The 19,857-nt window shown below is 60.0% G+C and carries 21 protein-coding genes and 1 pseudogene; 11 read left to right on the top strand and 11 right to left on the bottom strand.

What is annotated here, in order from left to right:
• Positions 1-18: 18 nt before the first annotated feature.
• The 4 genes and pseudogenes from U862_RS0123245 to cfaB all read left to right on the top strand — a co-directional run bounded on the left by U862_RS0123245 (position 19) and on the right by cfaB (position 3,232).
• Complete coding sequence (locus U862_RS0123245; protein ID WP_025112611.1) at positions 19-270, top strand: membrane protein; 252 nt, start codon at positions 19-21, stop codon at positions 268-270.
• Between the two features lie 64 nt (positions 271-334).
• On the top strand, positions 335-1,180 hold the full coding sequence (locus U862_RS0123250) for a DUF692 domain-containing protein (protein WP_025112612.1): 846 nt from the start codon (positions 335-337) through the stop codon (positions 1,178-1,180).
• On the top strand, positions 1,171-1,959 hold the full coding sequence (locus tag U862_RS0123255) for a DNA-binding domain-containing protein (protein ID WP_025112613.1): 789 nt from the start codon (positions 1,171-1,173) through the stop codon (positions 1,957-1,959). Before U862_RS0123250 ends, U862_RS0123255 begins: the two co-directional genes overlap by 10 nt.
• A gap of 84 nt (positions 1,960-2,043) precedes the next feature.
• Positions 2,044-3,232, top strand: a pseudogene (gene cfaB, locus U862_RS0123260) (C17 cyclopropane fatty acid synthase CfaB).
• Positions 3,233-3,275: 43 nt separating this feature from the next.
• Here cfaB and cls read toward each other — a convergent pair.
• Positions 3,276-4,715, bottom strand: a complete 1,440-nt coding sequence (gene cls, locus U862_RS0123265) for a cardiolipin synthase (protein ID WP_025112614.1) — start codon at positions 4,713-4,715, stop codon at positions 3,276-3,278.
• Between the two features lie 131 nt (positions 4,716-4,846).
• Between cls and U862_RS0123270 the strand changes: the two genes are divergently transcribed.
• On the top strand, positions 4,847-5,365 hold the full coding sequence (locus U862_RS0123270) for a DUF3617 domain-containing protein (protein WP_025112615.1): 519 nt from the start codon (positions 4,847-4,849) through the stop codon (positions 5,363-5,365).
• Positions 5,366-5,446: 81 nt separating this feature from the next.
• Here U862_RS0123270 and U862_RS0123275 read toward each other — a convergent pair whose 3' ends face one another.
• The 6 genes from U862_RS0123275 to folE2 are packed head-to-tail and all read right to left on the bottom strand — an operon-like array spanning position 5,447 to position 10,653.
• Complete coding sequence (locus tag U862_RS0123275) at positions 5,447-6,778, bottom strand: dihydroorotase (RefSeq protein WP_025112616.1); 1,332 nt, start codon at positions 6,776-6,778, stop codon at positions 5,447-5,449.
• 3 nt (positions 6,779-6,781) lie between these two features.
• The gene (locus U862_RS0123280) at positions 6,782-7,342 is read right to left on the bottom strand and encodes a DapH/DapD/GlmU-related protein (protein ID WP_025112617.1); all 561 of its coding nucleotides are present in this window, start codon (positions 7,340-7,342) and stop codon (positions 6,782-6,784) included.
• A complete protein-coding gene (locus U862_RS0123285) occupies positions 7,339-8,214 on the bottom strand; it encodes a metal ABC transporter substrate-binding protein (protein WP_025112618.1) in 876 nt (291 codons plus the stop codon). Before U862_RS0123285 ends, U862_RS0123280 begins: the two co-directional genes overlap by 4 nt.
• Positions 8,215-8,225: 11 nt before the next feature.
• A complete protein-coding gene (locus U862_RS0123290) occupies positions 8,226-9,092 on the bottom strand; it encodes a metal ABC transporter permease (protein ID WP_025112619.1) in 867 nt (288 codons plus the stop codon).
• Positions 9,092-9,760: a metal ABC transporter ATP-binding protein gene (locus U862_RS0123295; RefSeq protein ID WP_025112620.1), complete on the bottom strand. Its 669-nt coding sequence runs from the start codon at positions 9,758-9,760 to the stop codon at positions 9,092-9,094. The genes U862_RS0123290 and U862_RS0123295 overlap by 1 nt, the downstream gene beginning before the upstream one ends.
• Positions 9,757-10,653: a GTP cyclohydrolase FolE2 gene (gene folE2, locus U862_RS0123300; protein WP_025112621.1), complete on the bottom strand. Its 897-nt coding sequence runs from the start codon at positions 10,651-10,653 to the stop codon at positions 9,757-9,759. Before folE2 ends, U862_RS0123295 begins: the two co-directional genes overlap by 4 nt.
• A gap of 84 nt (positions 10,654-10,737) precedes the next feature.
• Here folE2 and U862_RS0123305 point away from each other — a divergent pair, with 84 nt between their 5' ends.
• Positions 10,738-11,940 (top strand): N-acetylmuramoyl-L-alanine amidase, encoded by a 1,203-nt coding sequence (locus U862_RS0123305; protein WP_025112622.1) that lies wholly within the window; start codon positions 10,738-10,740, stop codon positions 11,938-11,940.
• Here the strand turns inward: U862_RS0123305 and U862_RS0123310 are convergent.
• Positions 11,937-12,314: a hypothetical protein gene (locus tag U862_RS0123310; protein WP_025112623.1), complete on the bottom strand. Its 378-nt coding sequence runs from the start codon at positions 12,312-12,314 to the stop codon at positions 11,937-11,939. The genes U862_RS0123305 and U862_RS0123310 overlap by 4 nt on opposite strands.
• A 236-nt stretch (positions 12,315-12,550) precedes the next feature.
• Between U862_RS0123310 and zigA the strand changes: the two genes are divergently transcribed.
• Both zigA and U862_RS0123320 read left to right on the top strand, forming a co-directional pair.
• The gene (gene zigA, locus U862_RS0123315; protein ID WP_025112624.1) at positions 12,551-13,756 is read left to right on the top strand and encodes a zinc metallochaperone GTPase ZigA; all 1,206 of its coding nucleotides are present in this window, start codon (positions 12,551-12,553) and stop codon (positions 13,754-13,756) included.
• On the top strand, positions 13,756-14,406 hold the full coding sequence (locus U862_RS0123320; protein ID WP_025112625.1) for a DUF1826 domain-containing protein: 651 nt from the start codon (positions 13,756-13,758) through the stop codon (positions 14,404-14,406). Before zigA ends, U862_RS0123320 begins: the two co-directional genes overlap by 1 nt.
• A gap of 4 nt (positions 14,407-14,410) precedes the next feature.
• Here the strand turns inward: U862_RS0123320 and U862_RS0123325 are convergent, their stop codons facing one another.
• On the bottom strand, positions 14,411-14,767 hold the full coding sequence (locus U862_RS0123325) for a hypothetical protein (RefSeq protein WP_025112626.1): 357 nt from the start codon (positions 14,765-14,767) through the stop codon (positions 14,411-14,413).
• A 28-nt stretch (positions 14,768-14,795) separates the two neighbouring features.
• Between U862_RS0123325 and U862_RS0123330 the strand changes: the two genes are divergently transcribed.
• Entirely contained in the window at positions 14,796-15,767 is a 972-nt protein-coding gene (locus tag U862_RS0123330; RefSeq protein WP_025112627.1) for a GTP-binding protein, read from the top strand.
• 1 nt (position 15,768) lies between these two features.
• Here the strand turns inward: U862_RS0123330 and U862_RS0123335 are convergent, their stop codons facing one another.
• Positions 15,769-16,182, bottom strand: a complete 414-nt coding sequence (locus U862_RS0123335; RefSeq protein WP_025112628.1) for a DUF3301 domain-containing protein — start codon at positions 16,180-16,182, stop codon at positions 15,769-15,771.
• A 117-nt stretch (positions 16,183-16,299) separates the two neighbouring features.
• On the opposite strand from U862_RS0123335, the gene pdxY reads away from it, so the two are divergent.
• Complete coding sequence (gene pdxY / locus U862_RS0123340; protein ID WP_025112629.1) at positions 16,300-17,172, top strand: pyridoxal kinase PdxY; 873 nt, start codon at positions 16,300-16,302, stop codon at positions 17,170-17,172.
• Positions 17,173-17,307: 135 nt separating this feature from the next.
• Here pdxY and U862_RS0123345 read toward each other — a convergent pair whose 3' ends face one another.
• Positions 17,308-17,790 (bottom strand): acyl-CoA thioesterase, encoded by a 483-nt coding sequence (locus tag U862_RS0123345; protein WP_003229693.1) that lies wholly within the window; start codon positions 17,788-17,790, stop codon positions 17,308-17,310.
• A 282-nt stretch (positions 17,791-18,072) separates the two neighbouring features.
• On the opposite strand from U862_RS0123345, the gene U862_RS0123350 reads away from it, so the two are divergent.
• Complete coding sequence (locus U862_RS0123350; RefSeq protein ID WP_025112630.1) at positions 18,073-19,836, top strand: cation:proton antiporter; 1,764 nt, start codon at positions 18,073-18,075, stop codon at positions 19,834-19,836.
• The last annotated feature ends 21 nt before the right edge of the window (positions 19,837-19,857 follow it).

A 19,857-nucleotide genomic window follows, 5' to 3' on the forward strand; every position in this document is an offset into this window, starting at 1 on the left:
TTACCGAGGATTAAAAAAATGACTATCAAGACCGCTGCTGCTGGTGCCGCCCTCGCTTTGGCCGCTGCCACAATGTTTGCCGGTGTTGCTACCAATGCGATGGCAGCCGATGCCCAGGTTCACTGCTACGGTGTGAACGCCTGCAAAGGCCAGAATGACTGCAAGACCAAGGACCATGCGTGCAAAGGCATGGGTTCCTGCAAGGGTCAGGGCTTCAAGGCGATGACTCAGTCGGCTTGCGAAAAAGCCGGTGGCAAGGTCGGCGAATAAGCCACCTGTGAGTGCTGCCGCAGCGGGTGATGCCGCTGCGGCCACTTTGCAAAGGAGTCCTGGCATGTCAGCTTCCGTTCCTTTCCTGGGCTATGGCCTGGGTTTGCGCAGCGCCTATTACCAGCAGATCCTCGAACAGTCGCCGGCCGTGGACTGGTTTGAAGTGGTCTCGGAAAACTTCATGGTGCAGGGCGGCAAAGCCTTGTACTTTCTCGACGCCATTGCCGAACGCTATCGCGTGGTGATGCATGGTGTGTCCCTGTCCATCGGCGGGCCGCATGCCCTCGATCCGGACTATCTCAAACAGCTCAAGCACTTGGCCGACCGGGTCAAACCGGCGTGGATCTCCGATCACCTGTGCTGGAGCCGCGGCAATGCCCATCAGTTGCATGACTTGCTGCCGCTGCCGTACACCGAAGAAAGCCTTGAGTACATCGCCGCGCGCGTGACGCAGGTGCAGGACGTGTTGCAGCGGCCGTTGGTGCTGGAGAACGTTTCCAGTTACGTGCGCGCAGCCTCCGATGACTTCAGCGAATGGGAATTTCTGCAGGCACTGAGTCGCGTCAGCGGCTGCGAGTTGCTGCTGGACGTCAACAACGTCTACGTCAGCTCTCGCAATCACGGCTTTGATCCGTGGACGTTCATTCAGAGTTTGCCCAAGGACAAGGTGCGCCAGCTGCATCTGGCCGGGCATAGCGATTACGGTGACTATGTGATCGACACTCACGATCATCCGGTCAGCGATCCGGTCTGGGCGTTGTATCAACGCACCCTGGAGCACTTCGGCCCGGTGGCGACGCTGCTGGAGCGCGATGATCATTTCCCGCCGTTTGAAGAACTGCTCGACGAACTGCACAAGGCCCGTGAACTGGGTGATCGGGTTTTGGCCGGGAGACAGCCATGCGCCTGAACGAATGGCAATTGGCATTTGAGGCCTTTCTGCTGGAGGACGCGACGACGTCGCCCCCGGCCTTGAGTACCAGCCTGATCGGCGGCCCGACGCTGGATGTCGACACCGGGCTGGCGATCTATCACAACGCCTACAAGGCGCGTTTGCTGGAAGTGCTGCGTAACGACTTCCCGGCTATCCATCACTGGATGGGGGATGAGGAGTTCGATGGGCTCGCCAGTGCGTACATCCGCCGATACCCGTCGACGCACTACAGCCTGCGTTGGCTCGGTCGTGGTTTTGAAGCGTTTATCCGCGAGTATCTGATGCCGGAGCAGAGCGCGCCGTTGAGTGAACTGGCAGCGCTGGAGTGGGCGTTCACGCTGGCTTTTGATGCGCTGCCCGGCGTGCCGTTGACGATTGAGGCGATGGCGGCGCTGTCTGCCCAGGAATGGCCTGCACTTCAGCTCAAGCCGACGCCCTCGGTGCAATGGCTTGAGCAGCGATTCAACAGTCTGGCTGTGTGGCGTTCGGTCAAGGAAGCGACGGATTTCCCCGACAGCTCGGCACTTCAAGACCCGCAGGTATGCCTGGTCTGGCGCAATGATCTGCTGTGCAATTACCGCAGTCTGGAACCGGCCGAGGCCAATGCCCTGAACGGCCTGTTCAACGAGGGTTGGAATTTCGCCGAACTGTGCGCCGAGTTAGCAGTCATCTATGGTGAGGGCGCACCACTTCAGGCCGTGACCTGGTTAAAGCAGTGGGTGCATGACGGCCTGCTGGAGCGTCTGGAACGATAGGCTCGGCTTATCAAATCGATAGCCTGCTATTTTTCAAGGATGGTCTACCCTCAGATCTGACGTCTGAAACAAGGGGGATTTTCCATGCTCGCGCAACTTCCACCGGCCTTACAGAAACTGCAGCTTCCGCTTCGCCTGCGGCTCTGGGACGGCCATGAGTTCAATCTGGGGCCGGCGCCCAGCGTCACCATCGTGGTCAAGGACCCGCAGATGGTCACCCAGTTCACGCATCCAAGCCTCGACGCGCTGGGGGCGGCGTTTGTCGAAGGCAAGCTCGAACTGGAGGGCTCGATCAGCGAGGTCATCCGGGTCTGCGACGAATTGAGCAGCGCCTTGCTCGATGAAGACGACGGTGCCCAGCCAGTGCGTGCAGTGCACGACAAGGAAACCGACGCCAAAGCCATTTCCTATCACTACGACTTGTCCAACGCGTTCTACCAGCTGTGGCTGGACAGTGACATGGCGTATTCCTGCGCCTATTTCGAAACCGGCAGTGAAACCCTGGAGCAGGCGCAACAGGCCAAATTCCGCCACCTGTGTCGCAAGCTGCGTTTGCAGCCGGGCGACTATCTGCTGGATGTCGGTTGTGGCTGGGGAGGCCTGGCGCGTTATGCCGCGCGGGAATTCGGGGCCAAGGTGTTCGGCATCACCCTGAGCAAGGAACAGCTGGAACTGGCCCGGGCGCGGGTCAAGGCCGAGGGCCTGGAAGACCAGGTCGAACTGCAACTGCTCGACTACCGCGACCTGCCTCAGGACGGTCGCTTCGACAAGGTGGTCAGCGTCGGTATGTTCGAACATGTCGGCCATGCCAACCTCGCCGAATACTGCAAGGTCCTGTTCGGCGCGGTGAAGGAGGGTGGTCTGGTGATGAACCACGGCATCACCGCCAAGCACACTGATGGCCGTCCGGTGGGACGCGGTGCGGGTGACTTCATCGAAAAATACGTATTCCCCAACGGTGAGCTGCCGCACCTGGCGATGATTTCGGCCGAGATCAGCGAAGCCGGGTTGGAGATTGTCGACGTCGAAAGCCTGCGCCTGCATTACGCGCGCACGCTTGATCACTGGAGCGAGCGTCTGGAGGACAACCCTCGAAGCCGCCGGGAAACTGGTGCCGGATCAGGCATTGCGCATCTGGCGCCTGTATCTGGCCGGTTGCGCCTACGCTTTCGCACGTGGCTGGATCAATCTGCACCAGATTCTCGCGGTGAAGGCGCATCCGGACGGCAGCCATGAACTGCCCTGGACCCGCGACGACATCTATCACCCTTGAGGCCTGAACCATCCCCCTCTCTCGTCGAGAGGGGATGAGCCTCTCAGAGAATCGGTGAAATAAGCCGGGCGATCCGCATGCCGAGCTGTTGCAGGCGGTGGACCTCCCGGCTTTCTTCTTTGGCGACTTCGTAAGCCTGGTCGAAGTCCTCGTTGAGCATGTGTTCCACGTTGGCGGCGAATTCGCTGTCGACGGTCAGTAGCATCACTTCGAAATTCAGCCGGAATGAACGGTTATCCAGATTGGCGCTGCCGATGGCGCTGATTTCGCTGTCGATCAACACCACTTTCTGATGCAGGAATCCGGGTTCGTAGCGGAATACCCGCACGCCGGCGCGCACCGCTTCGAACGCGTAGAGGCTGGACGCGGCGTAGACGATGCGGTGATCCGGGCGCGAGGGCAGCAGCAGGCGCACGTCGACGCCGCGCAGTACTGCCAGGCGCAATGCGGCGAATACCGCCTCATCGGGAATGAAATACGGGCTGGTGATCCACACCCGTTCCGTCGCAGCATGGATCGCTTCGACGAAGAACAGCGAACAGGTTTCGTAGGCGTCGGCCGGACCGCTCGCGAGCAATTGGCAGAGCACGCCGTCCTCCGGGTAGACATCCGGCAGGATCAGTGGCGGCAACGTGCGCGCGGCCCAGAACCAGTCCTCGGCAAACGACTCCTGCATGCAGGCCACCACCGGGCCACGGACCTGGACGTGGGTATCGCGCCATGGCGCCAGTGGCGGCTTCTCGCCCAGGTATTCATCGCCGACGTTATGCCCGCCGACAAAGCCGAGCACGCCATCGACCACGACGATTTTGCGGTGGTTGCGGAAATTCACCTGAAAGCGATTGAGCCAGCCGCTGCGCGTGGCAAAGGCTTTGACCTCGACACCACCATCGCGCAACGCCTGCACGTAACTGTGGGGCAAGGCGTGACTGCCGATCCGGTCGTAGAGCAGATGAATCGCCACGCCTTCGGCGGCTTTTTTCAGCAACAGGTCGCGCAGGCTTTGACCAAGACGGTCGTCATGGATGATGAAGAACTGAATCAGTACGGCTTCACGCGCTTGATCAATTGCCTGGAAAATCGCCGAAAAGGTCGCGTGGCCATTCACCAACAGTTGCACTTCGTTGTTCGCCAGACATGGCATGCGCCCCAACTTGGGCATGGCGCGCAGGGAGGCGTAGGCATTCGAGGCGCGGGCGGTAAGGGCTTCTTCCACCCAAGGTCGCCAGTTCAACTCGGAAATTGCCTGACGCATCTGTTCGTTGGCCTGGCGCCGCGCCTTGATGTAACCGTCGAAGGTGCTACGGCCGAACACCAGATAGGGGATGAGCGTCAGGTAGGGAATGAAAATAAGCGACAATGCCCAGGCGATCGAGCCTTGGGCGGTGCGAACGGTCAGCACCGCGTGGATCGCGGCGATCAAGCCGAGGCTGTGTATCAGGGCGATCAGATAACCGAAAATGTGCGGTCCAAAATAATCCATGGGGCAGCCTTGCTCCTGAAGATTCAATGCGTAACAGACCATGTTCCAGCGCGATTGTCGCTATTTAATTGGCCCATGAACCGAAGCCATCGGCCGACGTCTAACGGCCACTACTGATCAGGAGTTTTTCGATGAACGTTCGTCTGCTGGGTTTGGCGCTGGGCCTGGGTTTGGCAATGCCGTTGGTGGCGCAGGCGCAGATGCTGCAGCCGGGGCTGTGGGAGATGACCTCGAGCAACGTCAAGGTCGATGACCAGCCAATGGATGTGCAATCGATCCTCGGCCAGCTTCAAGGTCAGATGACCCCGCAACAACGGGCAGCGCTGGAGAAGAACGGGATCAATATTGGCGGCAAGGGCATCCGTGCGTGCCTCACGCCGCAGCAGGTCGCGACCAACGATATCCCGCTGGCCGATCCGCAGTCGGGCTGTAAACAGCAGATCACGGAGCGCACCGGCAACCAATGGAAATTCCGTTTCAGTTGCCCGAAAGCGCAAGGGACTGGCGTCGCCACGTTCCTCAGTGATCGGGAGTTCACCACCGTGGCCAACGGCACGTTCAATGCCATCGGCATTAACCAGAAGGGCAGCCTGGAAACCCGCGCGGTGTGGTTGGGTCAGGATTGCGGCACTGTTAAGCCAAGAACGTAAAAGCTTCGCGAGCAAGCCCGCTCCAACAGTTGGAATGCATTTCCCTGTGGGGGCGAGCCTGCTCGCGAAAGCGTTTGATGATCAGCGCATAAACCGCAACGGTAGGCCCTGACACCCTTCATTGATCCGTCCGCCATCCCACGCAATTTGCCCCGACACCAACGTAGTATTCACCCGGTGCCGGAAGGTTCTGTTGGCAAACGGCGTCCAACCGCACTGCGACAGAATCGGTTGCCGAGCCACTTCCAGAGCCGTCGGTTCAACCAGCACCAGATCTGCCCAATAGCCCTCACGCAAATAACCCCGATCGGGAATCGCAAACAGATCTGCCACCCGGTGACTGGTCTTCGCCACCAGCGTGGTGATCGGCAACACGCCGTCGGCCACCAGTTCCAGCAGCGCCGGCAAAGCCTGTTGCACCAGCGGCAAACCGCAAGGTGCCTCGGCGTACGGGCGCTGCTTTTCCTCCCAAGTGTGCGGTGCGTGATCGCTGCCGATCACATCCAGTCGATTAGTCAGTAACGCCGCGCGCAAGGCATCTCGGTCGGCCCGGGTCTTGATCGCCGGGTTGCATTTGATCAGGTTGCCCAGGGCCGGGTAGTCGCGGTCATCGAACAGCAGATGATGCAGGCAGACTTCAGCCGTGATGTGTTTCTGCGCGAGCGGCTTGTCCGTGAACAACTCGAGTTCGCGAGCGGTGGTCAGGTGCAAGACGTGCAGACGGGTGCCGTGCCGTTTCGCCAGTTCCACCGCCAGTGAGGATGAGCGGTAGCAAGCTTCGGCATCGCGTACCCGCGCATGGATATTGGCCGGCAAGTGTTCGCCCAGGCGCTCGCGCAGTCGGGCTGCGTTGGCTTCGATGCTCGGCGTGTGTTCGCAATGGGCCAACAGAATCGTTGGCACTTCGGCGAACAGGCGCTCGAGAATCTTCGGGTCATCCACCAGCATGTTGCCGGTGGAGGCACCCATGAACACTTTGACCCCGGCGACTTCGCAGGGATTCAGCGCGGCGACCGTGTCGAGGTTGTTCTGGCTCACGCCGAAGTGGAAGCCGTAATTGGCCACAGAGTTGATCGCCGCCCGACGCTTTTTGTCGGCCAGCGCTTCGAGGGTGAGGGTGGCCGGCTGGGTATTGGGCATGTCCATGAAGCTGGTGATGCCACCGGCTACCGCCGCTCGGGACTCGGTGTGAATGCAGCCCTTTGCCGGTGCTCCCGGTTCGCGAAAATGCACTTGGTCATCGATCATGCCCGGTATCAGCCACTGGCCACGAGCGTCGATCTCAACCCGTGCATTTTCGCCGTCGATAGTGCGCGCGATCTTGACGATGCGGCCATGGCTGACCAACAGATCCCCATCGAATTCGCGTCCTTCGTTGACCAGTCTTGCGTTGCGAATCAGCACGCTGCTCATGGTTCAGAACTCGTTCTGCAAGGCTTTGTACCCGCGCACCAGATCGACGTTGGTGCGCGCCACGTCTTCGGAAAACTCCGAGGCGCTGACACTTACCGGCGGGAACTGCGAGAGGTCGGTGTTGGGGCCGATGCGGGTGGTGGAGGGCACGTAAAACGCGTCCGGTAAATCGCGGCCATCGACCACCGAGTTGTGCCGCACCACGCAGCCGTCACCGACCACGCAATTGAACAGCACACTGTTGAAACCGATGAATACCCGGTCGCCGACCACGCAGGGGCCATGCACGATCGAGCGGTGAGCGATCGAGGTGAATTCACCGATGGTCACGGCGGCGCCGGATTTGGAGTGGATTACCACGCCGTCCTGGATGTTCGAATTGGCACCGATGGTAATCGGCTCCATCGCGCCTGAGGCGTCAACCTCATCCGCGCGAATCACGGCGTAGGGGCCGACGAACACGTTTTCGCCGATGACCACCTTGCCGCAGATGATCGCGGTTTTGTCGACGTAGGCCGACTCGGCAATCTGCGGCAGATCACCTGAAGGATTCTTGCGGATCATGGTTGGCTCAGTGCGTCGTAAAGGGTGTTGAGGTTGTATTCGAAAAGCCCGGCAAAGGTGCTGGCCGGACCGCTGGCGGCGAGAGCATCGGAGTACAACGTGCCGCCGATGTGCGCGCCGCTTTCGTCAGCGATCTGCTTGAGCAGGCGCGCGTCCTTGATGTTTTCCATGAACACCGCTTTGACTTTGGCCTGGCGGATCTGTGTGATCAGTGCGGCCACTTCGGCAGCCGAAGGTTCACGCTCAGTGGAGAGACCCTGCGGGGCCATGAAGTCGATACCGTACGCCTGACCGAGATAACCGAACGCATCGTGGCTGGTGACGATCTTGCGATTGCCCGGCGGTAGCGAACCGAGCTTGGCCTTGGTTTCGGCAAGCAGGGCATAGATCTGTTTCAGGTAGGTCTGGCTGTTGCGTTGGTAGTCGGCCTTGTTCGCCGGGTCGGCAGCGATCAGCGCCTTGGTGATGTTGGCGATGTACAACTCGGTGTTGGCCAGGTTGTGCCAGGCATGCGGGTCGGGAATGGTCTCGCCGTCTTCATCGAGCGAACGCGGAATCACGCCGTGGCTGGCGCTGATGAGCGGAGCCTGGGTGCCGGTGCTGGTTACCAGGCGATCGAGCCATGGTTCGAAGCCGAGCCCGTTTTTGATGATCAACTTGGCCTTGAGCAGCGCTTTGGCGTCGTCCGGTGTCGGCTCATAGGTGTGTGCATCGGCGTCCGGGCCGACCATGTTGGTGATCTGAATATGCTCGCCACCGACCTGATGCACCATGTCGGCAAGGATGCTGAAGCTGGTGACCACCGGCAATTTTTCCGCCGCCGACAACGACATCGACAGCAGCAAGCTGAACAGCACGAGTAGAACGCGCATCGGAAAACACCTCATTGGGATGTGAGCGAAGGTGGGCGGCGCAGCAGACCGTGGACCGGCCCGAACACCACGGACAGCAGATAAGCGCCACCGGCGACCAGGACGATGGCCGGCCCGCTGGGCAGCGAGTAGTCGAATGACAGCAGCAATCCGAGCCACACCGACAGGCAACCGATCAGCGCCGCAATGGCGATCAGCACTGGCAGGCGTCGGCTCCAGAAACGGGCCGCGGCGGCTGGCAACATCATCAGGCCGACCACCATCAAGGCACCAATGGCCTGGAAACCGATCACCAGATTGAGCACGACGAGGGTCAGGAACACGCCGTGGGCGAGGGGGCCGAGACGGCTGACGGTTTGCAGGAATAAGGGGTCGAGGGTGTCGAGCAGCAGCGGTTTGTAGATGACTGCCATGGCGATCAGGCTGAGTGCCGAGACCCATAACATGCCGTGAAGTGTAGGGCCGTCGACCGCGAGTGCCGAGCCGAACAACAGGTGCAGCAAGTCGAGGCGTTTGCCGGCGATGCCGAGAATCAACACACCGCTGGCGAGTGAGATCGGGTAGATGGCGGCGAGACTGGCGTCTTCGCGCAGGCCAGTGCGTCGGGTGATCCAGGCGGCAAGCCCAGCCATGCTCAGACCGGCACCCAGACCACCCAGGGTCAACGCGGGCAGACTCAGGCCGGCGAACCAGAAGCCCAATGCTGCGCCGGGCAGAATGCCGTGGGCGACCGCGTCGCCGATCAGACTCATACGCCGCAGGATCAGGAACACGCCAAGTGGCGCTGTGCTGCAAGCCAGCAGCAATCCACCCAATAGCGCTCGGCGCATGAATACGAACTCGCTGAACGGTTGCCAGAAATGGCTGACGGCGAGCATCAGGCCACCTGCGTGCTGGGTGTTTGCTGGATCAGTTCGGCGCTGGCGCCGAACGCGCATTCCCGGTTTTTGATTAACAGCGTCTGCGGGATATGTTGGCGAACGGCCGCAAGGTCGTGGCAGACCACCAGCAATGTTCGACCTTCGGCGTGCCAGGCGTGGATGTGTTGCCAAAGCAATTGCTGACCCAGTTCATCGAGTGCGGCATGGGGTTCGTCGAGAAGCAGTAACGGCGCGTCAGCCAGGCTTAAACGGGCGAGCAACGCGCGTTGCAGTTCGCCGCCAGAGAGAGCGATCAGTGGGCGCTTTTCGAGCCCGTTCAAGTGCCAGTGTTCGAGTGCGTTGGTCAGGCGTTGTGCGCGCAGTTGTGTCGATAGTCGTCGGCCCCAGAAACCAGCGGCCACCAGTTCCTCAAGACTGATGGGGAACTGTCGGTCTAGGTGTTGCTGTTGCGGCAGGAACGACAGTCCACCTTGGCGTGGAACGCCTAGCGCGACTTTTCCGGATAACGGTTTCTGCAATCCCGCGATGACTTTCAGCAGGCTGCTTTTGCCGCAGCCGTTAGCGCCGACGATAGCGCTCAGGCTGCCGCTTTCCAGCGCGATGGTGAGTGGGGAGGTCAGCGGTTGGCCCGGGGCGCCCCAGCTCAGGGTATGGCAGCGGATCATGCAAGCTCCCGGTGCCAATGACTTTCGGCGACGGCATCGTGGGCGTGCAGGCTTTCAGCATGAATCACTCGCAGGTGGAATCCGCTGACGCCGGGCGAGCGGCGCAGGGCCAGATTGAGTCGCCGCGCGGCGTCTTCGCAGAACATCAGGTTTTGCCCATTGGCCAGAGCGAAAGCTTGTTCGTCGGCGCGTTTAACAGCGGTTTGCACGGCGGTACCGAGCGCGGCTTCGGCGTCGTTGATGATTACGCTCAAAGGCAGTTCGTCGATGAACTCCTCCAGGTCCATGTGCAATTGCGCGGTGCTGCGTTGGCTATGCGGCGTGGCAACGACTCCTTGGCTTGATCCAAGCCACGCCAGAACCTCTGCGTGCTGAAGTGGCTTGTTGGCAAAATCATCGATGAATTGCTGCTGGATCAACTGCCGCGCTAGTGCTGCCGAGCACGGGCAAGTTGAGGAGTAGGGCACCTCGATTTTCAGTTCCACGTGGAACACTTTGTTTTTCAAGCTGGCACAAATGCTCACTGGATAGCTTTTCCAGCCGGCCAATGGGCTGACCAGCGCCGGCCTTTTCAACAGAACTTCGCTATGGATACTCAGGTAGGCGTTACTGGATAAACCATGGTGGCTATCCAGGAAATCCTCGAGTACCTGACGCAAAACCCGTGGAGAAAGGTTCTGCTGCTCAAGCGTCGCCAAGGCCAGATACAACCGTGACATGTGAATGCCGCGTGCCTCGCCATCATCGAGACTAACGCCCGCATCAGCCTTCGCGCTCAGGCGTTGGCCCTCGAATAAAACGGGCAAGGCAATGCCGCGCATTCCCACCCACTCAAGCGGTAGTGCTTGGCGAGCGGCTTGAGTGGCGATATCCGGAAGTGTCAGCGAATTCATGTTCGGGACCATCGTGTTGATTGAATTGGATGTTACATTATAACAATTCAAATCACGATGCCTTTTTCATGAACGGGTTTTCATATGCACAGACGCCATTTGCTCAATTTGTTCCTGGCCAGCGCTGCCTTCGCCTTGCCGTTCAGTGTGTCAGCTGCTCAGGTACGCAACGCGCGGCTCTGGCGTTCTGATGAAAAGCTGCGATTGGTCTTCGATTTAAGCGGCCCCGTCCGCTACAAAACCTTCTCCCTGAGTGCCCCGGAACGCTTGATCATTGATCTGACCGGGGCAAGTTTGAGTGGTGATTTCAGTCAATTGGTGTTGGCGAACACGGCTATTCGCGCCATCCGCTCCGGGCACTTTGGTCAGGGAGATACCCGTATCGTTCTCGATCTGAACAATCCAGTGCTGTTGAACAGCTTTCTTTTGGCGCCGCAGGACGGCCAGGGTCACCGCTTGGTGCTGGATCTGGTGAACGCCAAGCAGGCCCCGAACACGGCAATGGTTCCACGTGAAACACCCACCAATAAGCCTCACGCCAAGCGCGACATTATTGTTGTGGTCGATCCTGGACACGGCGGAAAAGACCCTGGCGCGGTCGGTGCCAAGGGCGAGCGAGAAAAAGATGTCGTACTTTCCATCGCGCAATTGCTCGCCAAACGGCTGAAAAAAGAGAAAGGTTTCGACGTCAAACTGGTGCGTAATGACGATTTTTTTGTGCCACTTCGCAAGCGTGTGGATATCGCTCGTCAGCACAAGGCCGACATGTTTATCTCCGTGCATGCCGATGCAGCACCGCGTCTGACGGCCTCGGGAGCTTCGGTGTATTGCCTGTCGGAAGGCGGCGCGACGTCAGCGACAGCGCGCTTCATGGCGCAGCGCGAAAATGGCGTGGACCTGCTCGGCGCTACCAGTCTGCTCAATCTCAAAGACAAGGATCCGATGCTCGCCGGCGTGATCCTCGACATGTCGATGAACGCTACGATCGCCGCCAGCCTGCAACTCGGCAGCACTGTACTCGGCAGTCTGCAAGGCATCACCACGCTGCATCAGAAGCGCGTGGAACAGGCGGGATTTGCTGTCTTGAAGTCGCCGGATGTGCCGTCGATTCTGGTGGAAACCGGCTTCATTTCCAACGCGCGTGATAGCCAGCGGCTGGTGACGACCCGACACCAACAGGCTATCGCTGACGGTTTGTTCGAAGGATTGCAGCGTTATTTTCAGAAGAACCCGCCAATCGACAGCTACATCGCCTGGCAGTTGGATCAGCAAAAAGCGCAGGTCTAGCAGCCAGTGATCCGGCTGCAGGTGAATTTCGCACTGCTGCCTCCCGAGCTGGAAAAGCGATTGATCGTCGTCCAGCCGACTCGACGGGTGTAGCCGACCCAGGCTTCTCCGTCAGAGGCGATTCCGGTGAAAAACGTCAGTTGGCCAAAACGACTGTTGGTCTGCGCCCAGTAGCGTTTGCCGTCGTTTTCAAAGCCCCGCAGGTAAATCGTACTGCCCACCGTATTCACACTGTAAGCATTGCCTTGCGCATCGACACAGGCCAGCAGATTGGCGCTGCGTGTGCAGTTGGCGAGCATTGGGGTTTGTCCCCAGGCGTTGGCACCCGACAGCAATGCAAGGCTCAGCAGTGAGCATTTCAGGGCTTTTTTCATCACGGTTCCGGACGGGCAGATTGCGTGCAGCTTCCTGCTCTTTGTCGGTTTGAGCAAGAGCGGGTCTGGCTTATTCATATTGTTATACTATAACATTGAATTTGAATTGAGCCTGAGCTCGCCGATTTAAAGCGTCTGCTTCTGCCACAACGCTGTTTTGAAGCCTGAGAACGCGGTGCGTTACGCCATTTCCCGGCATAAGCGCCCATCGGCCACCACCTGATGAGGATTATCCAATGTCATCCCCGCTTCCCGTGACCGTTCTTTCAGGCTTTCTTGGCGCCGGAAAAAGTACACTTTTGAATTACGTACTACGTAATCGAGACGGCTTGCGTGTCGCTGTCATCGTTAACGATATGAGCGAAATCAATATTGATGGCAGCGAAGTCCAGCGCGATGTCAGCCTGAACCGCGCTGAAGAAAAACTTGTAGAGATGAGCAACGGCTGTATCTGCTGTACGTTACGCGAGGACCTGCTTGAAGAGGTCAGCAAACTCGCCCGCGAAGGACGTTTCGATTATCTGCTCATCGAATCCACCGGAATTTCCGAACCGCTGCCTGTCGCCGAGACGTTTACCTTCCGCGATGAGCAGGGTCAGAGCCTCGCCGACGTTGCGCGACTCGACACCATGGTTACGGTAGTCGACGGCATGAATTTCCTCATCGATTACCAGGCTGCAGAGAGTCTCGCTTCCCGTGGCGAAACATTGGGGGAGGAAGACGAACGCTCGATCACCGATCTGTTGATCGAGCAAATCGAGTTCGCCGACGTCCTGCTGATCAGCAAGATCGACCTTATCAGCCGCCAGGCGCGCGACGAGTTGACGGCAATCCTCAAGCGCCTCAACGCCCAGGCGCAAATCATCCCGATGGTGATGGGCGAGGTACCGCTGGAGCAGATCCTCAACACCGGGCGTTTCGACTTCGAAAAAGCCGCCCAGGCCCCCGGCTGGTTACAGGAGTTGCGCGGTGAACATGTGCCGGAAACCACCGAGTACGGCATTGCCTCCACCGCTTACCGGGCGCGTCGCCCGTTTCATCCGCAGCGTTTTTACAACTTCATCGACCGTCCGTGGACGAACGGCAAATTGCTGCGCTCCAAAGGCTTCTTCTGGCTCGCCAGCAAAGCCACCGATGCGGGCAGTTGGTCGCAGGCGGGCAGTCTGATGCGCCACGGTTTTGCCGGACGCTGGTGGCGTTTTGTACCCAAAAACCAATGGCCGCAGGATCAGGAAAGCACCGCCGCAATCATGAAAAACTGGACGCCGAGTGTCGGCGATTGCCGTCAGGAGTTGGTGTTCATTGGTCAGAACATCGATTTTCCACAGCTCTCTGCTGAACTCGACGCCTGCTTGCTGACGGATCAGGAAATGGCCGTTGGTGCCGAAGGTTGGCGCCTGCTGCCGGATCCGTTCGGCCCTTGGCACGACGAGGCTGCCTGATGCTTGCGCTCAAACTGCAACAGAACCGGGCGCGCTGCCAGCATCAGGGGGCGACGCCGAAAACCCTCACGCGAATCCTTGAAAATGACGTCAATCTCGCGATCTGGCAGCGCCAAATGCCGCTGCACATCGCCGATTTCGCAGCGTTGCTGCTGTCGCTCAACGAGCCTTTGGCGGAGTCGCTCTGCATCGAATTGCCGGACGAAGACGCTGACCCCGATCTCAGCGGACTGGCAGCCGGGTTCCGTGATCTGGAAGGCCACGAAGGTTTTATCGCTGATCTGCAATGGCTGGTCAGTGCCTTCGCCTGCTTGCTGGGTGCACGTCGTGTCGGCTTGCGCCTGCGGGTGCTGGACAAGGCCATGTGCCCGCGCTTTCATGTCGATCATGTGCCGGTGCGCCTGATCACCACGTACACGGGAATCGGCAGTCAGTGGCTCAAGGAAGGGGTGATGGATCGCGAGCAGTTGGGCCAGGCGAACGCCGAGCCGCAGGACATGGCGCAGATCCAGCAACTGCAGAGCGGGGACGTGGCGCTATTGAAAGGCGAGAAGTGGCATGGCAATGAAGGCTTCGGCCTGATTCATCGTTCCCCGCAACCGGCACTGGGTGAACGACGGCTGCTGTTGACCCTCGACTGGCTCGGCTGACGGCTCAAGGCTTGAGCCACTTGCCCTGACTCTGTCCTTCGCAGTACGGCTTTAAATACGCCGCATCGGAGGCAACACCGTAATAGTGGATATCCTGGCGATAGGGCATATTGGCGACTTGCGCGTTGCTGCACACGCCAAACGCGCCGCTCGGGCACTGGTCGACGTACTGCACCTCGACTTTTTGCCCGGCCAGGGTCGGTTGGCAGAAACCATCGCTGAACAATTTCTCGGGAATATTGCGGTTCTGCTGACAGACCTTGACGTCGAGCCGCTCACCCTGGCTGTGCACAACGCAGGCTTGAGCCAAGGCTTCCCTCGACACCAGCATCAACAGCAACGACCATCCCATCCAACGCATGTCCAGTCCTCTCAGAAAACGCCCAGCCATGTTGCAGAACATTCCCACCCATGTCATCGCCGGCCCGTTGGGCGCCGGCAAGACCAGCCTGATTCGCCAACTGATGGCGCAACGGCCGGACAACGAGCGCTGGGCTGTGCTGATCAATGAATTCGGCCAGATCGGTCTCGATGCCGCGCTGCTGACCCGCGACGCCGATGGTATCGCACTGGGTGAAGTCGCCGGGGGCTGTTTGTGTTGCGTCAACGGCGCGCCGTTTCAGATCGGCCTCGGCCGTTTACTGCGCAAGGCCAGGCCGGATCGGCTGTTCATCGAACCGTCCGGTCTGGGGCATCCGGCGCAATTGCTCAAGCAATTGAGCGAGGCGCCATGGCGGGGTGTGCTCGCAGTGCAGCCCTGTGTGTTGGTGCTGGATGCACAGGCGCTAGCTGCCGGGAAAACCTTGCCGTCCGCTCAGCAGGAGGCGCTGGCCTGCGCCGGTTTGCTGTTACTGAACAAAGCCGAAAGTCTGGATGAAGCCATGCGGCAGACCATCGCCGAGCGTTTGCCGCGGGTCAGGCTGATCTGGACACAGCAGGCGCAACTGCCTTTGCTTGAGCTACCGGGTGTGACTGCGCAAGCCGTAGCGGGTGTGGATAACTTCGCCGTACCCAAGGGGGCAGGGCCGATCCCGGCGCTCTGGAGCGATCCGGCAGTGCCGATTTGCCTTAGCCAGGCGCAGGAGGGCGGCTGGAGCATCGGCTGGCGTTGGCATCCGGGCCAGACGTTCGATACGCAACGCATGAGCGCATGGCTACAGGCCCTGAACTGGCGGCGGGCCAAGCTGGTTATCCACAGCGATGAGGGCTGGGTTTCGGCCAATGCTCTGGATAACGTTGAGCTCAACTGGCAGCCGAGCGAATGGCGCCGGGATTCGCGTATCGAACTGATCTTCGCCGATTCGCAGCATATCGATGCTTTGCAGGCAGGCCTGGCGCGATGCCGGGTTCAGGCGGATTAGTTTACGGCTTCCACTTGTTGTGTTCCTGGCGCCACTGGCTCAGCTCGATCACCTCGGCCCGTGGGCGGGTGACTTCGACCACCGGCGGCGTATCGTCGAACGGCGCCGGGTAGGGCGCCAGTTCGATCTGCGCGCTGTGCGCGCCAAACTGGGTGATGGTGCCGTTGTGCCGGGTTTCGCCGGTCACGGTGAACTCGAAGTTGTAGACCCGGGCCAGGCGCCGCCGACCGCTGGCATCCTTGATCAAACCGATTTTCTTCAACGCCACGTTGCCGTCCAGCAGCTCGACGCCGACGTTGATGCAATGCTGCTTGACCCGCTCCAGCGCCCGCTCGCGCAAGCCGTGGTTGTGCCATAGCCATGCGCCGGCAGCGGCGAACAGCATCAGCACGAAGATGTTTTCAAGGGTCAGCATCAACAGGAAACTCCAAAAGATAGGTCCAGCTTAACTGCGTCGCCGGTCTGTCGTACAGGCTGTGTTTCGTCGCATACTGCGCGGCTTGAATTTCAATCGTTTTACGGAATAACCCGAATGAAACGTACGCCTCATCTGCTCGCCATTCAGTCCCATGTGGTCTTCGGCCATGCCGGCAACAGCGCTGCGGTTTTTCCGATGCAGCGGGTCGGGGTGAATGTCTGGCCGCTCAACACCGTGCAGTTTTCCAACCACACCCAGTACGGCCAATGGGCCGGTGAAGTGCTGGCGCCGCAGCAGATTCCCGAACTGGTCGAAGGCATCGCTGCCATTGGCGAGCTGGGCAACTGCGACGCGGTGCTCTCCGGCTACCTGGGCAGCGCGGCGCAGGGCCGGGCGATTCTCAGTGGCGTTGCGCGCATCAAGGCGGTCAACCCGAAGGCGCTGTACCTGTGTGACCCGGTCATGGGCCACCCGGAAAAAGGCTGCAGTGTGCCGGCTGAAGTCAGCGATTTCCTGCTGGAGGAAGCAGCGGCAGTGGCGGACATCATGTGCCCGAACCAGCTGGAGCTGGACAGCTTCTCCGGGCGCAAGCCGCAGTCGCTGTTCGATTGCCTGGCAATGGCTCGGGCGCTGCTGACGCGCGGACCCAAAGCAGTGCTGGTCAAGCATCTGGATTATCCGGGCAAGCCGGCAGATAGTTTCGAGATGTTGTTGGTGACCGCTGACGAAAGCTGGCACCTGCGCCGTCCGCTGCTGGCGTTTCCGCGTCAGCCGGTGGGCGTGGGCGATCTGACGTCGGGGCTGTTCCTGGCGCGGGTGCTGTTGGGCGACAGTCTGGTGGCGGCGTTTGAGTTCACCGCAGCGGCGGTGCATGAAGTGCTGCTGGAGACCCAGGCGTGTGCCAGCTATGAGCTGCAACTGGTACGGGCGCAGGACCGGATCGCGCATCCGCGGGTGAAATTCGAGGCGACGGCGATCAGTCTGTAAGACCGCGTTACGTCCATTCGCGAGCAAGCCCGCTCCCACATTCGGCGGCGTTCTCATGGGGGAACGGCGATTAAATGTGGGAGCGGGCTTGCTCGCGAAGGCTATCTGTAAAGCGACATCATTCCAAAGGGCTGATCAGGCGTCGCCCTTGATCTCCTGATAACGCTTCTCCAGCTCCTGGCGAATCTGCCGGCGCTGCTGAGCCTGCATGTAGCGGCGCTTGTCTTCGCTGTTCTGCGGTTGCAGCGGCGGTACTGCCGCCGGTTTGCGCTGGTCATCCACCGCGACCATGGTGAAGAAGCAGCTGTTGGTGTGGCGCACCGAGCGCTCGCGGATGTTCTCGGTCACCACTTTGATGCCGACTTCCATCGAGGTGTTGCCGGTGTAGTTGACCGACGCGAGGAAAGTCACCAGTTCGCCGACATGGATCGGCTCGCGGAAAATCACCTGATCCACCGACAGCGTCACCACGTAGCGGCCGGCATAGCGGCTCGCGCAGGCGTAGGCCACTTCGTCGAGGTATTTGAGCAGGGTACCGCCGTGGACATTGCCAGAGAAGTTGGCCATGTCGGGGGTCATCAGTACCGTCATCGACAGTTGGGCGTTTCCGGGTTCCATAACGTTCTCACGGATCAAGGCTGGATTGCTGGAAGCACCTCTGCGGGTGCCTGGTCGCTTTTTCAAAAGCACCGTTATCGGGACGCCAGGCGACTGGCTGCCGTCACGCCGGTATCGATCTGTTTCCTTATATTGCACCGCCTTCCAGCCGGAAGTCGCGGTGTTAACCTGCAAAAGGCCCTGCCCAAGGGCAATTCCCACACCAAAAGCGGATTTTTACCCAGCTCGCTCAGACCTTTCTGATGTCTGACCGCGGGTCACGTCATACAAGGAGCCCACACCATGCATGCCATCAGCTTTATTCAGGACCTGGCAGTGATCATGCTGGTCGCAGGTGTGGTCACCGTGCTGTTTCACCGCTTCAAGCAGCCGGTGGTGCTCGGCTACATTGTCGCCGGTTTCATCATCGGTCCGCACACGCCGCCGTTCGGCCTGATCCACGACGAAGAAACCATCAAGACCCTCGCCGAACTGGGGGTGATCTTCCTGATGTTCTGTCTCGGTCTCGAGTTCAGTCTGCGCAAGTTGTTCAAGGTCGGCGCCACGGCGTTCATCGCGGCGTTCCTCGAAATCGTGCTGATGATCTGGATCGGCTACGAAATCGGTCGCTGGTTCGACTGGAACACCATGGATTCGCTGTTTCTGGGGGCGATCCTGGCGATTTCCTCGACCACCATCATCGTCAAGGCGCTCAATGACCTGAAGATGAAGAACGAGCGCTTTGCCCAGCTGATCTTCGGCGTACTGATCGTCGAGGACATCCTCGGCATCGGCATCATCGCCTTGCTGTCGAGCATTGCCGTCAGCGGCACGGTGAGCTCAGGTGAAGTGTTTTCCACGGTCGGCAAGCTGTCGCTGTTCATGATCGTCGCGCTGGTGGTCGGCATTCTGCTGGTGCCGCGCCTGCTGGCGTACGTCGCCAAATTCGAAAGCAACGAAATGCTGCTGATCACCGTGCTGGGCCTGTGCTTCGGCTTCTGCCTGCTGGTGGTCAAGCTCGAATACAGCATGGTGCTCGGCGCCTTCCTGATCGGCGCGATCATGGCCGAGTCACGGCAGTTGCTGAAAATCGAGCGCCTGATCGAGCCGGTTCGCGACCTGTTCAGTGCGATCTTCTTTGTGGCGATCGGTCTGATGCTCGATCCGATGATCCTGCTGCAATATGCGTGGCCGATCGCGGTGATTACCGTGGCTGTTGTGCTCGGCAAGATGTTGTCCTGCGGCCTCGGCGCGTTTATCGCCGGCAATGACGGACGCACCTCACTGCGCGTCGGTATGGGGCTGTCACAGATTGGCGAATTTTCCTTCATCATCGCTGCACTCGGGATGACACTTCAGGTCACCAGCAACTTCCTGTATCCGGTAGCGGTGGCGGTTTCGGTGATTACCACGCTGCTGACGCCGTACCTGATCCGCGCGGCTGATCCGCTGTCGATCAAGCTGTCTGCCGCAGTGCCCAAGCGTCTCGGGCGGGTGTTCGGAATGTACGGCGAATGGCTGCGCAGCATCCAGCCGCAAGGTGAGGGTGCGATGCTGGCGGCGATGATTCGGCGGATCCTGCTGCAGGTCGGAGTCAATCTGGCGCTGGTGATCGCGATTTTCTTCAGCGGTGCGTTCTTTGCCGGACGGCTGTCGGTGTGGATGCAGGACTGGATCGGCGACCCGAGCTGGCAGAAAGCCTTGATCTGGGGCGGAGCGCTGATGCTGTCGTTGCCGTTTCTGATCGCCGCTTATCGCAAGCTCAAGGCGCTGTCGATGCTGCTGGCGGAGATGGGCGTGAAGCCGGAGATGGCCGGGCGGCACACCCAGCGAGTGCGGCGGGTGATCTCCGAGGTGATCCCGATTCTCTCGCTGCTGGTGATCTTCCTGCTGCTGGCAGCCTTGTCGGCCAGTATCCTGCCGACCAACAAGTTGCTGGTGCTGATCGCCGTGGTCGCGGCCGCCGTGGCGGCGCTGCTCTGGCGCTGGTTCATCCGCGTGCACACGCGGATGCAGGTAGCCCTGCTGGAAACCCTCGACAACCACAAGGAGTCGTCGGGGCACTGATCAGTCGGGGCGTCTGGCCAC

This window comes from Pseudomonas sp. H1h, assembly GCF_000633255.1.
Lineage (GTDB): Bacteria > Pseudomonadota > Gammaproteobacteria > Pseudomonadales > Pseudomonadaceae > Aquipseudomonas.